Annotated in this window: 12 protein-coding genes and 3 tRNA genes; 13 read left to right on the forward strand and 2 right to left on the reverse strand. The window is 65.9% G+C overall.

The window, feature by feature from the left end; genetic code table 11:
- Position 1 precedes the first annotated feature (1 nt).
- The 11 genes from KUV38_RS05660 to KUV38_RS05710 all read left to right on the forward strand — a co-directional run bounded on the left by KUV38_RS05660 (position 2) and on the right by KUV38_RS05710 (position 8,262).
- Positions 2-790 carry an SDR family oxidoreductase gene (locus tag KUV38_RS05660; protein ID WP_222469117.1) on the forward strand — a complete coding sequence of 263 codons (789 nt, stop codon included), beginning with the start codon at positions 2-4 and terminating at the stop codon, positions 788-790.
- A gap of 2 nt (positions 791-792) precedes the next feature.
- The gene (locus KUV38_RS05665) at positions 793-1,743 is read left to right on the forward strand and encodes a 3-hydroxyacyl-CoA dehydrogenase (protein WP_222469118.1); all 951 of its coding nucleotides are present in this window, start codon (positions 793-795) and stop codon (positions 1,741-1,743) included.
- The gene (locus KUV38_RS05670; RefSeq protein WP_222469119.1) at positions 1,740-2,696 is read left to right on the forward strand and encodes a 3-keto-5-aminohexanoate cleavage protein; all 957 of its coding nucleotides are present in this window, start codon (positions 1,740-1,742) and stop codon (positions 2,694-2,696) included. The genes KUV38_RS05665 and KUV38_RS05670 overlap by 4 nt, the downstream gene beginning before the upstream one ends.
- A 29-nt stretch (positions 2,697-2,725) precedes the next feature.
- Positions 2,726-3,598, forward strand: a complete 873-nt coding sequence (locus tag KUV38_RS05675) for an SMP-30/gluconolactonase/LRE family protein (protein WP_222469120.1) — start codon at positions 2,726-2,728, stop codon at positions 3,596-3,598.
- An 18-nt stretch (positions 3,599-3,616) separates the two neighbouring features.
- Positions 3,617-4,495: an SMP-30/gluconolactonase/LRE family protein gene (locus KUV38_RS05680; RefSeq protein ID WP_222469121.1), complete on the forward strand. Its 879-nt coding sequence runs from the start codon at positions 3,617-3,619 to the stop codon at positions 4,493-4,495.
- Positions 4,496-4,729: 234 nt separating this feature from the next.
- A tRNA-Phe gene (locus tag KUV38_RS05685) sits at positions 4,730-4,804 on the forward strand.
- 202 nt (positions 4,805-5,006) lie between these two features.
- Positions 5,007-6,125 carry a GDP-mannose 4,6-dehydratase gene (gmd, locus tag KUV38_RS05690; protein WP_222469122.1) on the forward strand — a complete coding sequence of 373 codons (1,119 nt, stop codon included), beginning with the start codon at positions 5,007-5,009 and terminating at the stop codon, positions 6,123-6,125.
- A gap of 11 nt (positions 6,126-6,136) precedes the next feature.
- On the forward strand, positions 6,137-7,066 hold the full coding sequence (locus KUV38_RS05695) for a GDP-L-fucose synthase family protein (RefSeq protein WP_222470975.1): 930 nt from the start codon (positions 6,137-6,139) through the stop codon (positions 7,064-7,066).
- A gap of 105 nt (positions 7,067-7,171) precedes the next feature.
- Positions 7,172-8,017 carry a hypothetical protein gene (locus KUV38_RS05700; protein WP_222469123.1) on the forward strand — a complete coding sequence of 282 codons (846 nt, stop codon included), beginning with the start codon at positions 7,172-7,174 and terminating at the stop codon, positions 8,015-8,017.
- 64 nt (positions 8,018-8,081) lie between these two features.
- Positions 8,082-8,158 (forward strand) — tRNA-Asp (locus tag KUV38_RS05705).
- Between the two features lie 27 nt (positions 8,159-8,185).
- Positions 8,186-8,262: transfer RNA gene (locus tag KUV38_RS05710), tRNA-Asp, on the forward strand.
- Positions 8,263-8,473: 211 nt separating this feature from the next.
- Here KUV38_RS05710 and KUV38_RS05715 read toward each other — a convergent pair.
- Together KUV38_RS05715 and KUV38_RS05720 are read right to left on the reverse strand one after the other, a co-directional pair.
- A complete protein-coding gene (locus KUV38_RS05715) occupies positions 8,474-9,340 on the reverse strand; it encodes an alpha/beta fold hydrolase (protein ID WP_222469124.1) in 867 nt (288 codons plus the stop codon).
- 59 nt (positions 9,341-9,399) lie between these two features.
- Complete coding sequence (locus tag KUV38_RS05720; RefSeq protein WP_222469125.1) at positions 9,400-10,779, reverse strand: dipeptidase; 1,380 nt, start codon at positions 10,777-10,779, stop codon at positions 9,400-9,402.
- 221 nt (positions 10,780-11,000) lie between these two features.
- Between KUV38_RS05720 and hemA the strand changes: the two genes are divergently transcribed.
- On the forward strand, positions 11,001-12,218 hold the full coding sequence (gene hemA / locus KUV38_RS05725; RefSeq protein WP_222470976.1) for a 5-aminolevulinate synthase: 1,218 nt from the start codon (positions 11,001-11,003) through the stop codon (positions 12,216-12,218).
- A gap of 198 nt (positions 12,219-12,416) precedes the next feature.
- Positions 12,417-14,126, forward strand: coding sequence for a helix-turn-helix domain-containing protein (locus KUV38_RS05730; RefSeq protein WP_222469126.1), 1,710 nt, complete (start codon positions 12,417-12,419; stop codon positions 14,124-14,126).
- The last annotated feature ends 10 nt before the right edge of the window (positions 14,127-14,136 follow it).

The raw sequence follows: 14,136 nt of genomic DNA on the forward strand, positions 1-14,136 counted from the left end.
TATGGAGCAGAGCGGAGGGTTCCCCGGCCTCGAGGGCAAGCGGGTTGCGATCTCGGCGGGGGCGGGCGGCATTGGGCTTGCGATTGCGCGGGTGCTGCACCGAAACGGCGCGACGCTGGCGATCTGCGATGTGGACGAGGCGGCGCTGAAGGCGGCCTCAGTGGAGTTGGGTGACTGCCTCGCGCTGCGCTGCGACGTGTCGGATGAGGGGCAGGTGGATGCCTTCTTTGACGCCATCGAGGCGCAGCACGGCGGGCTGGATGCGCTGGTGGCCAATGCGGGAATTGCCGGCCCGACCGGCAAGGTCGATGAGCTGGACCCGGCGGAATGGCGGCGTTGCCTCGATATCGGGCTGACGGGCCAGTTCCTTTGTGCCCGCCGGGCGGTGCCGATGATCCGCGCAGCCGGCGGCGGGGCGATCATCCACATGGGGTCCGCCGCGTCGAAGCACGGCTACGCCTACCGCACGCCCTATTCGGCGGCAAAGTTCGGGGTGATCGGGCTGATGCAGTCGCTCGCCAAGGAGCTGGGGCCGGAGAACATCCGCGTCAACGCGATCCTGCCGGGCATCGTGGACGGGCCGCGCATGGAGGGCGTGATCCGCGACCGGGCGGCGCAGAAAGGGGTCTCTTACGCTGAGATGGAGGCGGAATACCTCAAGAACGTTTCGCTGCGGCGGATGGTGAGCATGGAGGATGTGGCGGCCAGCGCGGCGATGCTGCTCTCGGACCATGGGCGCAACCTGTCGGGCCAATCGCTGGCCGTTGACGGCAATGTGGAGACGCTCTGACCATGGCGCAGGGGAGGATCACCATCGTCGGCGCCGGGCTGATCGGGCGGGCCTGGGCCGTGGCCTTTGCGCGGGGCGGCTGCGATGTGACGGTCTGGGACGGCGTGCCGGAGGTGCTGGAGCGCTTTGGCGGCTTGGCCAGGGAGATGGCATGTGGGCTGGAGGAAGCCGGGCTGCTGGAGGAGCCTGCGGCGGCGGTGCTGGCCCGGATCACCACTGAGCCGGACCTCGCAACCGCGCTGGCAGGCTGTGACATGGTGCAGGAAAGCCTGCCGGAAGAGCTTGTGATCAAACGCGAGATCTTCGCCCGGCTCGATGCGCTGGCCCCGGTGGATGCGGTGCTGTCCAGCTCCTCCTCGGCGCTGCTGCCCTCGGCCATCTCCGAGGGGCTGGAGGGGCGGGCGCGCTGCATGGTCTGCCATCCGCTGAACCCGCCCTACCTGATCCCGGCGATCGAGATCGTTCCGGCCCCGTGGACCGCGCCCGAGGCGCTGGCGAAGGCGGAGGCGCTGATGCGCGGCATCGGGCAAGCGCCCATCGTGATGGGCAAGGAGATCGACGCCTTCGTGATGAACCGGCTGCAGGGCGCGTTGCTGAAGGAGGCCTTCGACCTCGTGGGCGGCGGCTATGCCACGCCGGAGGAGATCGACATTTCGATCCGCGACGGGCTGGCGATGCGGTGGGCGGTGGTCGGCCCCTTTGAGACCATCGACCTGAACGCCCCCGGCGGGGTGCGCGACTATGTGGAGCGCTATGCGGGCATCTACGAGGCGCTGCCAGAGAGTGCCCCGCCTGCCGCCAGCTGGCGCGGCGAGGTGCTCGACAGGATCGTGGCGGAGCGCCGGGCGGCGCTGCCGCTGGAGGATATCCCCGCCCGCCAGCACTGGCGCGACCGGGGGCTGATGGAACTTGCGGCGTTGAGACACGTCCGGAACAGGGAGAATAGCAAATGAGCGCGGGCAGAGCGGGAGCGGACCTTCAGAAGGACAAGGTGATCATCACCTGTGCGATCACCGGGGCGATTCATACGCCCTCGATGTCGCCCCATCTGCCGGTGACGGCGGATGAGATCGTGGAGCACGCGCTGGCCGCGGCGGAGGCGGGCGCGGCGATCTTGCACCTGCACGCCCGCGACCCGGAGACCGGCAAGCCGGACCAGTCGCCTGAGGGGTTCGAGCCGTTCCTGGGGCGGATCAAGCAGAGCACCGATGCGGCGCTGAACATCACCACCGGTGGCAGCCCCTTCATGACGGTGGAGGAGCGGGTGCGCCCGGCGGCGCAGTTCCGGCCCGAGGTGGCCTCGCTCAACATGGGGTCGATGAACTTTGGGCTCTACCCGATGCTGGAGCGCTACAAGGAGTTCAAGCACGACTGGGAGCGGGAGGCGCTGGAGGCCTCGCGGGGGCTGATCTTTCGTAACAGCTTTGCCGATATCGAATACGTCATGCAGGAATGCTACGGCAACGGCACGCGCTTCGAGTTCGAGTGCTACGACATCTCGCATCTCTACAACCTCGCCCATTTCGCCGACCGTGGCCTCGCCAAACCGCCGTTCTTCGTGCAGTCGGTCTTTGGCCTGCTGGGCGGGATCGGGGCGAACCCGGAGGACGTGGCGCACATGAAGCGCACCGCCGACAGGCTGTTTGGCGACGATTACCGCTGGTCGGTGCTGGGCGCGGGCGCCGGGCAGATGCGGATTGCCGCACAGGCCGCCGCGATGGGCGGCAACGTGCGCGTGGGGCTGGAAGACAGCCTCTGGGCCGGCAAGGGCCGGCTGGCGGAATCGAACGCCGAGCAGGTGCGGATGGTGCGCGGCATCATCGAGGGGCTGGGTAAGAGCGTGGCCACGCCGGACGAGGCGCGCGAGATTCTGGAACTCAAGGGCGGCGATCAAGTGGGTTTCTGATCGCGCCGGGCAGGGGAGGGCCTTTGGAGATGCTTCGGATAGAGCAATTGGTGCAGGAGCCGGATCAGCTGGGTGAGGGGCCGCTCTGGGACGTGAGCGAGCAGCGGTTTTACTGGATCGACAGCTACGGCCCGGCGGTGAAGAGCTGCGATGCGGCGGGCGGCGACATCAAGCGCTGGCCGCTGCCGCAGCCGGTGGGGTCGATGGCGCTTCGGGAAAGTGGCGGCGCGGTGCTGGCGCTGCGCGACGGCTTTCACTTTCTGGACTTCGAGAGCGGCGAGACCGAGCTGATCCAAGCCACCCAGCCGGGCGAGCTGCGCCCGCGGCTGAACGATGGCAAGGTGGACCGGCGCGGGCGGTTCATCGCGGGCTCGATGGACTACGAGGAGCGCGACCCGGTGGGCAAGCTCTTCCGGCTCGACCCGGACCTCTCGGTGCATTTGCTGGAGGAGGGCGTCACCTGCTCCAACGGCCCGTGCTGGAGCCCGGATGACAGCACCTTCTACTTTGCGGATACCACGCCGGGGCTGATCTATGCCTATGGCTACGACATCGACACCGGCAGCCTCACCTCGCGCCGGATCTTCGCCAGTTTCGACGGGCTGCGCGGCTACCCGGACGGGGCGACGGTGGACGCGGAGGGCTACCTCTGGTCGGCCGAAGTCTATTCCGGGCGGCTGATCCGGTTTGACCCGGAAGGGGTGGTGGACCGGATCGTGGGGCTGCCGGTGCAATCGACCACCAGCATCACCTTTGGCGGGCCGGATCTGGACATTGCCTATGTGACCTCGATGGCGCGGCCGATGGGCGGGCAATACCACAAGGAGCGGGAGGCGGGTGCCGTCTTCGCCATTCACGGATTGGGCGTGCGCGGCATCGAAGAGCCGCGCTTCGCAGGATAAACAGGGAGACAAGACGCCATGAAGATCGACGTGCTGATAGACGTGAAGACCACCCTCGGCGAAGGGCCGATCTGGGACGTGGAGCAGCAGCGGCTCTATTTCATCGACTCGATGGATGGCCGGGTGTTTCGCTGCACCGAAACCGGCGGCGAGGTGCGAGCCTGGGACGTGCCGGGCAAGATCGGCTCGATGGCGCTGCGCAAGGATGGCAACGGCGCGATCGTGGCGCTGCAGAACGGCTTTCATCTGCTCGATTTCGAGACCGGCGACTGCGAGTTGCTGCACGACCCGGAGCCGGGCATGCCCGAGACCCGGCTGAATGACGGCAAGGCCGACCGGCGTGGGCGGTTCTTTGCGGGTTCGATGGACACCGGCGAGGACAGCCCCGCAGGATCGCTCTACCGGGTGGACCCGGACTTCAGCGTGACCGAGGTGGATGAGGGCATTGTCTGCTCCAACGGCCCCTGCTTTAGCCCCGATGACAAGACCTTCTACTTTCAGGACACGTGGTCGGGTGAGATCTGGGCCTATGACTACGATATCGAGAGCGGCGCGCTCTCGAACCGCCGCACCTTCGCCAAGGTGGACGGCTCGAACGGCGGCGCGGCGGATGGCTCGACGGTGGATGCCGAGGGCTACCTGTGGAACGCGCTGGTCTACGACAGCAAGATCGTCCGCTACGCGCCCGACGGCACGGTGGACCGGGTGATCGAGATGCCGGTGAAGAAGGTCACGAGCATGAACTTTGGCGGCCCTGAGATGGATGTGCTCTACGTCACCTCGATGGCCAAACCGCCGCTGCCGCGCTTCCCCGGCGACGGGCCGCTCAGGGGCAGCGTGTTTGCGATCACCGGCTTGGGGATCAAGGGTGTGCCGGAGCCGCGCTTCGGCGCCTGAGGCGGCCAGGGGGCGGGGCTTTGGCCGCCCCTCGACTTGCGATGGAGATGCTTTGGCTCGCTCTGGAGAGCGGGCCGCTGCGCAGTGATTTCGGGGCCGGAAAGCCACGGAGTCGCAGCCAGACAAGGGGGCAGGCACAAGCCGTGCGATTTCTGCGTTTTACCCCCTTGCAAACCCCCCGGCAGGGCCGTAGAACCGCGCCACCCTGAGGGGCGGCCCAGCCGCTTCTCCCGTGCCCGGGTAGCTCAGGGGTAGAGCAGTGGATTGAAAATCCTCGTGTCGGTGGTTCGATTCCGCCCCCGGGCACCATCCTTACCTTCTTCCAGATCGATAGCGTATTGCGATGGCCTTTTGGGCGTTTGGCGGCTGTGTTGCTCTGCCAACTGCCGCATGGCGTGTGTGCTCGTTTGAGAGGGGCGTGGACGGGGAGGGGGGAAAGCTGCTTAGTTGATTGGAGTGCGGCCCCAGGGCGGAGCGGGCCGGGGCGGGAGTAGCGCGTGGAGCCTGTTGCATGAAGAAAGCTCTCATCACCGGGATCACGGGGCAGGATGGCTCTTATCTGGCGGAGTTGCTGCTGGAGAAGGGCTACGAGGTGCATGGCATCAAGCGCCGGGCCTCGCTGTTCAACACCCAGCGGGTCGATCACATCTATCAGGATCCGCATGTCGAGGCGCCGCGGCTGAAGCTGCATTACGGCGACCTGACGGACACCTCCAACCTCACTCGATTGCTGGCCGATATCGAGCCGGACGAAGTTTATAACCTCGGGGCCCAGAGCCATGTGGCGGTGAGCTTCGAGGCGCCGGAATACACGGCGGAGGTGGATGCGATGGGCACGTTGCGGCTGCTGGAGGCGATCCGCTTTCTGGGGCTGGAAAAGACAACGCGGTTTTACCAGGCCTCCACTTCGGAGCTTTACGGGCTGGTGCAGGAGACGCCGCAGCGGGAGACGACGCCGTTCCACCCGCGCAGCCCCTATGCGGTGGCCAAGCTCTATGCCTATTGGATCACGGTGAATTACCGCGAGAGCTACGGGATTTATGCCTGCAACGGCATCCTCTTCAACCACGAGAGCCCGCGTCGGGGCGAGACCTTCGTGACCCGCAAGATCACCCGGGGGCTGGCGAATATTGCCATGGGGCTGGAGCCCTGCCTCTACATGGGCAACATCGACGCGCTGCGGGATTGGGGCCACGCCAAGGACTACGTGCGGATGCAGTGGTTGATGTTGCAACAGGAGGCAGCGGAGGACTTCGTGATCGCCACGGGCAAGCAGTATTCGGTGCGCGAGTTCATCCGCTGGACGGCGGCTGAGCTTTCGATGGAGCTAGCCTTCGAGGGTGAAGGCACGGAGGAGGTGGCGCGGGTGGTGAAGCTCGATAACAACGTGGCGCCGGGGGTGAAGCCGGGCGACGTGGTGATGCGGATCGACCCGAGGTATTTTCGGCCCGCGGAGGTGCAATCGCTGCTGGGGGCGCCGGAGAAGGCAAAGGAGAAGCTTGGCTGGGAGCCAGAGATCACCGCGGAGGAGATGTGCGCGGAGATGGTGGAGAGTGACCTGAAGGCGGCGCGGCGGATGGCGCTGCTGAAGCAGCACGGGCTGGAGCTTCCGGTGAGTTTCGAGGGGTGACAGGGCCGGTGATGGAGCTTGAAGGCAAGCGCATCTGGGTCGCGGGCCATCGCGGGATGGTGGGCGGCGCGGTGGTGCGGCGGCTGGCGCGTGAGGGCTGCGAGGTGATCCGCGCCGGGCGGGATGTGGTGGACCTGATCGACCAGCGGGCGGTGCAGGACTGGATGGCGGAGGTGCGGCCCGATGTCATTGTGCTGGCGGCGGCGAAGGTGGGGGGCATCGCGGCGAATGCGGCGCGGCCTGCGGAGTTTCTCTACGAGAACCTGATGATCGAAGCCAACGTGATGCAGGCGGCGCATCTGTGCGGGGTCGAGCGGCTGCTGTTTCTCGGCTCCTCCTGCATCTACCCGAAGATGGCAGAGCAGCCGATCTCGGAAGAGAGCCTGCTGACCGGGCCGCTGGAGCCGACCAACGAGGCCTATGCGATTGCGAAGATCGCCGGGGTGAAGCTGGTGCAGGCCTATCGCGCCCAACACGGGCGGCGGTGGATTTCGGCGATGCCAACCAATCTTTACGGGCCGGGCGACAGCTATGACCTCGAAACGAGCCATGTGCTGCCGGCGCTGCTGAGGAAGTTCCACGAGGCGAAGCTGCGCGGTGCGGGCGAGGTGGTCATCTGGGGCACGGGGTCGCCGCTACGGGAGTTTTTGCATTGCGATGATCTGGCCGATGCGCTGGTGTTTCTGCTCAAGGCCTATGACGGTGACGCGCCTGTGAACGTGGGCTCGGGGGTGGAGGTTTCGATCCGGGAACTGGCGGAGGTGATTGCCGATGTGGTGGGTTATGAAGCGGAGTTGGTGTTTGATGCCAGCAAGCCGGACGGGACGCCGCGCAAGCTGATGGACAGCTCGAAGCTTCATGCGATGGGATGGAACGACGCAAGGAGCCTGCGGGAGGGGATTGCCGAGACATATGCGGGCGTGCTGCGGGACGGGTTCTGACTCGCGACGCGGAGGCCTTTGGCGGGTGGCCCGGCGGGCTGGACAAGCCGGGGAAGGGCGGCCTAGCCTTTGCGGATATTGAGAAGTCATTCCGGATTTTGATTAATGCTGCGCTGGATCCTTGCTGCCGTTCTCTCTGTTGGAATGCCCGGCCTCGCCGTGGCGCAGGAGAGCCTGCCGTGTGACCGGCCTTTGCTGCTGGGCGGCGCGGAGGAGGGGGCGGAGATCGACAAGGTGCATCGCCCGGTGGCCCACCCCGGTGCATTCGGGGGGACCGTGAGCTGCGTGCAGGAGCAGAGCGCGGGCAGGGTGGAGCAATACTGGGTGGAGTTCCTGCCGGAGAACGGCACCACGCAGGAGCATGTGACCTATCTCGACGGGCTGATCAGCTATCATCTGAAGTTCAAGGGGGACGAGGGCGGCACCGCCGAGGTGGCGGCCTGTTCGCAGCGCAATGGCGGCGGCCTGGTGTGCCGGGTCGATCTGGGCAGCGGCAAAGGGCTTTACCTCGCACGGTTCTTCGGCCCGGACCTTGGGTTCACCGGCATCCGGGTGATGGCCTATCCGGGCAAGGGGATCGTGAACGAGACGCTCTGGGATATGGTTAGCGCCGATGTGGAGGCTGGGACGGCGGGGCTGGAGATGGAACTGATCCTGCCCGAGAAAACGCTGCGCTGGAGCCTGCGGAGCCAGGAGGAATCGCGGCCCGGCGAGATGATCTTCGGGATGTCGGGCGATCCGGCGTGGGAGTTCATGCGGGAGATATACGAGGTGCCGCAGGAGGTGGTTCTGGAAGCCCGGGTGACCAGCACGAGCGGCGGACAGGAGACCACCACTACCGCGACACAGGACATTGCAGAGGGCAATGTGGCCTATCTGATCGACAAGCTCGCCAAGGTGGAGCAGCTGATGGTGGCGGGTTGGGAAAAGTCGAAGGGCATGAAATTCTGACACCCGTGGATTGGCCGCTTGACGAGCCGGGCGGCCTTGCATAGAAGCCCCCCTACAGCGCTGCGCGGTTGTAGCTCAGTTGGTTAGAGTACCGGCCTGTCACGCCGGGGGTCGCGGGTTCGAGCCCCGTCAACCGCGCCACGCTGTAAATGCCGAATAGGCCCATGCGCGGTTGTAGCTCAGTTGGTTAGAGTACCGGCCTGTCACGCCGGGGGTCGCGGGTTCGAGCCCCGTCAACCGCGCCACCTTCCTTCACATCGATGATTTGGTTGCGTCCGCTTTTGGCGGGCGTTTTTTGGTTCTTGGGGCCCGTCCTCTGGAGCGCGCTTAGTTAGTGGTGGGCCAGCCCCCCACACCCCCGGGAATATTTGCAGCAAGAAAATGCAGCCGGGGTGGGGCTTGGGGCGGGCGCGGTAACCTTAATGGGCGTTAGGGTTAACGCTGGGATGGGCGGGATCAGAGGCTTGCGAGGAAGAATTTGACCGCTTCTGCTGTTTCTTCGGGGGCCGTATCGGGGAAGAAGTGGCCGCCGGGTAGGGCGGCGTGGGTCATTTGGGTGGTCTTGGGCGCCCAGGTGGCGGGGACATCGTAGAGTTTGGCCATGGCGCCGCTCGCGCCGTAGAGGATTTGGGCGGGGCATTGGATCGTGGCGCCGAGGTCGGCCTCATCGTCGGCGAGGTCCAGCGTGAGGGCGGTGCGGTAGTCGTTGCACATGGCGCGGCGGGTGTCGGGGTTGGTCCATGCGGTGCGGTAAGCGGTGAGCTGATCGGGGTGGAAATCGGTGTGCTTGGCGGCGCCCCAGCCGAGGAGGCAGGATTCGTAATAGGCGTTGGGATCGGCCGCGATCATGGATTCCGGGAAAGGCTCGGGCTGGGCGAGGAAGAACCAGTGATAGTAGCTCTGCGCGACCCGGAGTTTGAGGTCGGTCAGCAGAGTGTGGGTTGGGACGATGTCCATCAGGGTGACGGCCTTGACCCGCTCTGGGTGGTCAAGGGCCATGCGGTGGGCGACTCGCGCGCCGCGGTCGTGGGAGATGACGGCGAAGGTGTCGTGGCCGAGGTGGGCCATGAGGGCGGCGAGGCGGCGGGCCATCTCGCGGAAGGAATAGGGGGCGAGGTCGTGCGGCTTGCCCGAGGCGCCGTAGCCGGGGAGATCGGCGAGGATGATGGGGTGGTCCTGCGCGAAGGCTGGGGCGATGGGGTGCCACATGGCGCGGGTTTGGGGGAAGCCGTGGAGGAAGAGAAGGGGGAGGCCTTGTGGCGCTCCGCCGGGTTCATAAGCGAGGGTGAGGCCGTCGATCTCGGTGGTTTGCGGGGCGAACATTGGGGGCCTCTTGGTGGCGTCATCCTCGGGCCGGGGCCTGAGGATGACGGTGATTTCGGTTAGCCGTTGGTCAGAGCCGCAAGGATGCGGGCCCAGCTTCTCGTGCCCTTGTGGAAACTCTCCACGTCGTACTTCTCGTTCGGGCTGTGGATCTGGTCGTCGTCCTTGCCGAAGCCGATGAGCATGGCGTCCATGTCGAGGAGGGTTTTGAAGTAGCCCGCGATCGGGATCGAGCCGCCGCAGCCGACGTAGGCGGCTTCGCTACCGTATTCCTCGGTGAGGGCCTGACGGGCGGGCTCGAAAGCGGCGTGAGTGGTGTCCATATGGCCGGCGGGGCCGGCGCCGTGGCCGTGGAACTCGACCTCGCAGTCGGGCGGCAGCATCGAGCGGACCATCTCGCGGAAGTTCTCGCGGATGGCGTGCGGGTCCTGCTCGCCGACGAGGCGGAAGGAGACCTTGGCGGAGGCCTTGGAGGGCAGCACGGTTTTGAAGCCGTCGCCGGTGTAGCCGCCCTTGATGCCGTTGATCTCGCAGGTCGGGCGGGACCAGAGCTGCTCGAGCGCCATGCGGCCCTGCTCACCGGCCAGCTCGGAGAGACCGACCTCACCGAGGAAGGATTTTTCATCGAAGCCGAGGGCTTGCCAGCTTTTCTTCAGGTTGTCGCCGATCTCGGGCACGCCATCGTAGAAGCCGGGCACGGTGATGCGGCCTGTGTCATCGTGCAGCGAAGCGAGGATGCGGGTGAGCACGCGAATGGGGTTCATCGCGGCGCCGCCATACATGCCGGAGTGCAGATCCTTGTTGGCCGCCGTGATGGTCAGCTCCTCGCCCAGAAGGCCGCGTAGCTGGGTAATGATGGCGGGGACGGTATCGGCGAAGAGGCCTGTGTCGCAGATGAGAGCGATGTCGGCTTTCAGCTCTTCGGCGTTCTCCTTCATAAAGGGGATGAGGGAGGGGGAGCCGGACTCTTCCTCGCCCTCGAAGAAGATGGTGAGCTTGCAGGGCAGCGCGCCGTGCTCGGCGACCCAGGCGCGGAGAGCCTCGACGAAGGTCATCAGTTGGCCCTTGTCATCGGAGCTGCCGCGGGCGCGGATGACCTTGCCATTGGGGGTGTCCTGAACCTCGGGGTCGAAAGGGTCACGGTCCCACAGCTCGAGCGGGTCGACGGGCTGCACATCATAATGGCCGTAGAAGAGGAGGTGCGGTGCACCCTCGGGGCCGCCGTGGGCCACGACCATCGGGTGGCCCGGGGTTTCGCGCACGGAGGCGTCGAGCCCCAGTGATGCAAGGTCGGCGGCGAGCCACTCGGCGGCGCGGGTGCAATCTGCCTTGAAGGCCGGATCGGTGGAGATGGAGGGGATGCGCAGCAGCTCCATCAGGCGCTCCAGCGCCTCGGGCAGTTGAGAATCGATACGGGCGAGAACGGGGTCGATGGACATGGTGGCTCCTTTGTTGCGCGGAGGGTAGCACCGGGAAAGGGACTGTCCAGCGGCGGAGATTCACGGCCCAGCGTGCGCATTTCGTGAATTCCACGTGATCTGGATCAAAGCGCCAAAATATCGCAGGTGCCACATATTCACGAAATGATATGGCTCTGTTAAGACTTTCAAACGCCGCAGAGCGGACAAGGAGGACGCGCCCCGTGACCAGCAAGACGGACATGCTCGAGAAATTTGATGCAGCCCTCGATCGGCTGCACGAGGAGGGCCGGTATCGGACCTTCATCGATATCGAGCGCCGTAAGGGGCAGTTTCCGCATGCCGTCTGGATGAAGCCCGATGGCTCGGAGCAGGATATCACCGTGTGGTGCGGCAACGACTACCTCGGGATGGGCCAGCATCCGGTGGTGCTGGCGGCCATGCACGAGGCGCTGGAAGCCACGGGCGCAGGCTCGGGCGGGACGCGGAACATCAGCGGCACCACGGTGTATCACAAGCGGCTGGAGGCCGAACTGGCCGACTTGCACGGCAAGGAAGCCTCGCTGCTGTTCACCTCGGCCTATATTGCCAATGACGCCACGCTGAGCACGCTGCCCAAGCTGCTGCCGGGGCTGATCATCTATTCGGACGAGCTGAATCACGCCAGCATGATCGAGGGCATCCGCCGCAATGGCGGGGCCAAGCGGGTGTTTCGGCACAATGACGTGGAGCATCTGCGCGAGCTGATGGCCGCAGATGATCCGGCGGCGCCGAAGCTGATTGCTTTCGAGTCGATCTATTCGATGGACGGCGATTTTGGACCGATCCGCGAGCTGTGCGACCTGGCCGACGAGTTTGGCGCGCTGACCTACCTCGACGAGGTGCACGCTGTGGGTATGTATGGCCCGCGCGGTGGTGGCGTGGCGGAGCGGGACGGGCTGATGGACCGGCTCGACATCATCAATGGCACGCTGGGCAAGGCCTTTGGCGTGCATGGTGGCTACATCGCCGCCAGCGCGAAAATCTGCGATGCGGTAAGGTCTTATGCGCCGGGCTTCATCTTTACCACCAGCCTGCCGCCGGTGGTGGCTGCTGGGGCTGCTGCCAGCGTAGCGCACCTCAAGCAGGACCAGACGATCCGCGACCAGCACCAGACCAATGCGCGCATTCTGAAGACCCGGCTGAAGGCGCTGGGGCTGCCGATCATCGACCACGGCAGCCATATCGTGCCGGTGATCGTGGGCGACCCGAAGCACACCAAGATGATCTCGGACATGCTGCTCGAGGATTACGGTGTGTATGTGCAGCCGATCAACTACCCGACCGTGCCGCGCGGCACCGAGCGGCTGCGGTTTACCCCCTCGCCGGTGCATGACCCGAAGATGATCGACGGGCTGGTCAAGGCGATGGACGGGCTGTGGAACCACTGCGAGCTGAACCGTCAGGAGCTCTCTGCCTGAGCGGAACCCCGCTGAGGCGACACCCCCCTTTTCGAATCCTTGCGACGCTCCGGCGGTTCGGCAAGAAGCCTCCTGTAAACGCTTCTGCAAGTGCATCGGCGTTAGCATCATGGTAATCTACACGTGATCTTGGCGTGTAGCGCACGAATCGCCATAGGTCTTGGGGACACTTCTGAATATGCGCACGGGGCAGGCATAATGATCAGGCGCAGGACGCCAAAGCCGGACACGGAGGAGGCACCTCCGAAGGGATTCGATGATTTCGATCTGCGGCTGGGCGACATCATGCGGGGCGAGCGGGCGACAATGGGCAAGAGCCTGTTGGACGTGCAGCGCGAGCTGAAGATCAAGGCCACCTACATCGCTGCCATCGAGAACTCTGACCCGAGCGCCTTTGAGACGCCCGGCTTTATTGCCGGTTACGTGCGCTCCTATGCCCGCTATCTCGCGCTGGACCCGGAATGGGCCTTCGAGACCTTCTGCCGAGAGGCTGATTTTGCCACCCTGTCGGGGCTGGAGCAGAGCGGGCGCAAGGGCGAGGGGACCAAGGTTTCCAAGGAGGCGAATGCCGCCGCCGATGGAGCGCTTGGCGGTATGCTCACCCGTCTTAAAGGTGGCGCACCCGGAGCCAAGGGCAAGCCCAAGGCCCGCCCGCTGACCCGTGTGGCCGGTGCGCGTGACCCCTTTGCCGAGCCGAACGTCTCGTTCAGCCCGCGCGGCGAGGGGATGCTCTCGAAGATCGAGCCGGGTGCTATCGGCTCGTCGCTGGTGCTGCTCGCGCTGATCGGTGCGGTGGGCTACGGCGGCTGGGCGGTGCTTCAGCAGGTGCAGCGCGTGTCGGTCGCGCCGGTGGACGAGGCGCCCGGCGTGGTGGCCGATATCGACCCGTTGGCACCGCCGGTGGCGCCCGAAGTGGACAGCCCGGAATACGCTGGCGTGGATGCCGCGACCCCTGATGCACTGGACCGGCTCTATCGCCCGCAGGCACTGGACACCCCGGTGATGGTGCCGCGCGATGGCCCGATTGCGGCGCTTGACCCGCGCACTCAGGGCGCGCTTGCGCCGGGCGCCGGGGCAGGGGCCGGAATTGGCAGCAGCGGCGTGCTGGTGGCCGAGACGGGTGAAGTCCATCGCGACGATGGCACCGAACTCGATGCCTCCGATGCGCTCGAACTGGTGGCCACCGCCCCGGCATGGGTGCGGGTGCAGGACGCCGAGGGCAACATCCTCTTCGAGAAGACGCTGAACGCCGGGGAGCGCTGGATCGTGCCCGAGGGTGACACCGCCGCGGTGCTGCGCACCGGCGCGGCTGGCGCAGTGTACTTTGCGATGGACGGCAAGACCTATGGCCCCGCTGGCCCGAGCGGCAATGTCGTCTCTGGCCTTGCGCTGAACCGCGACGGGCTGCGCGACAGCTTTACGCTGGCCGATGGCGCGACCGATGGGGCGCTGGCCCGGGTTTTGGCCGAAGCGCCGCAAAAGCCGCTGAACGCGCCCGAGGACTACGAAGAAAAGCGCCGCGTTGCCGAGGCAATCGTGGCAGATGCACCCAAGGTGACCGCCGATGGCCAGCCCATGGTGGAGCTGGTCGCGGTGCGGCCGAGCTGGGTGCGGGTGCGGGCCGCGGATGGCTCGACGATCTATGAGCGCACCATGCAGCCGGGCGATCGTTATACCCTGCCGCAGGCCGAAGTGGCTGCCACCCTGCGCACCGGCGATGCCGGCGCGGTTTATGTGGTGGCTGGCGGGCAGGCCTATGGGCCGATTGGCAGCCGGGGTGAGGTGGTGTCGAACTTCGCGCTGAGCGCGGAAGGTGCGACCGAGAGCCTTGCTGTGGCCGACCTCAGCCGCGACCCGGCGCTGCAGAGCGTGATGGTCGCTGAGAACGGGCCGCTGGTTTCCGAATGATGTGAGGCCG

The organism is Vannielia litorea (assembly GCF_019801175.1).
Classification (GTDB): Bacteria; Pseudomonadota; Alphaproteobacteria; order Rhodobacterales; family Rhodobacteraceae; genus Vannielia; species Vannielia litorea_B.

Coding starts and splice junctions, on each gene's coding strand:
- KUV38_RS05660 (WP_222469117.1), top strand. CDS start 2: ATGGAGCAGAGCGGAGGGTTCCCCGGCCTCGAGGGCAAGCGGGTTGCG.
- KUV38_RS05665 (WP_222469118.1), top strand. CDS start 793: ATGGCGCAGGGGAGGATCACCATCGTCGGCGCCGGGCTGATCGGGCGG.
- KUV38_RS05670 (WP_222469119.1), top strand. CDS start 1,740: ATGAGCGCGGGCAGAGCGGGAGCGGACCTTCAGAAGGACAAGGTGATC.
- KUV38_RS05675 (WP_222469120.1), top strand. CDS start 2,726: ATGCTTCGGATAGAGCAATTGGTGCAGGAGCCGGATCAGCTGGGTGAG.
- KUV38_RS05680 (WP_222469121.1), top strand. CDS start 3,617: ATGAAGATCGACGTGCTGATAGACGTGAAGACCACCCTCGGCGAAGGG.
- gmd (WP_222469122.1), top strand. CDS start 5,007: ATGAAGAAAGCTCTCATCACCGGGATCACGGGGCAGGATGGCTCTTAT.
- KUV38_RS05695 (WP_222470975.1), top strand. CDS start 6,137: ATGGAGCTTGAAGGCAAGCGCATCTGGGTCGCGGGCCATCGCGGGATG.
- KUV38_RS05700 (WP_222469123.1), top strand. CDS start 7,172: ATGCTGCGCTGGATCCTTGCTGCCGTTCTCTCTGTTGGAATGCCCGGC.
- KUV38_RS05715 (WP_222469124.1), bottom strand. CDS start 9,340: ATGTTCGCCCCGCAAACCACCGAGATCGACGGCCTCACCCTCGCTTAT.
- KUV38_RS05720 (WP_222469125.1), bottom strand. CDS start 10,779: ATGTCCATCGACCCCGTTCTCGCCCGTATCGATTCTCAACTGCCCGAG.
- hemA (WP_222470976.1), top strand. CDS start 11,001: ATGCTCGAGAAATTTGATGCAGCCCTCGATCGGCTGCACGAGGAGGGC.
- KUV38_RS05730 (WP_222469126.1), top strand. CDS start 12,417: ATGATCAGGCGCAGGACGCCAAAGCCGGACACGGAGGAGGCACCTCCG.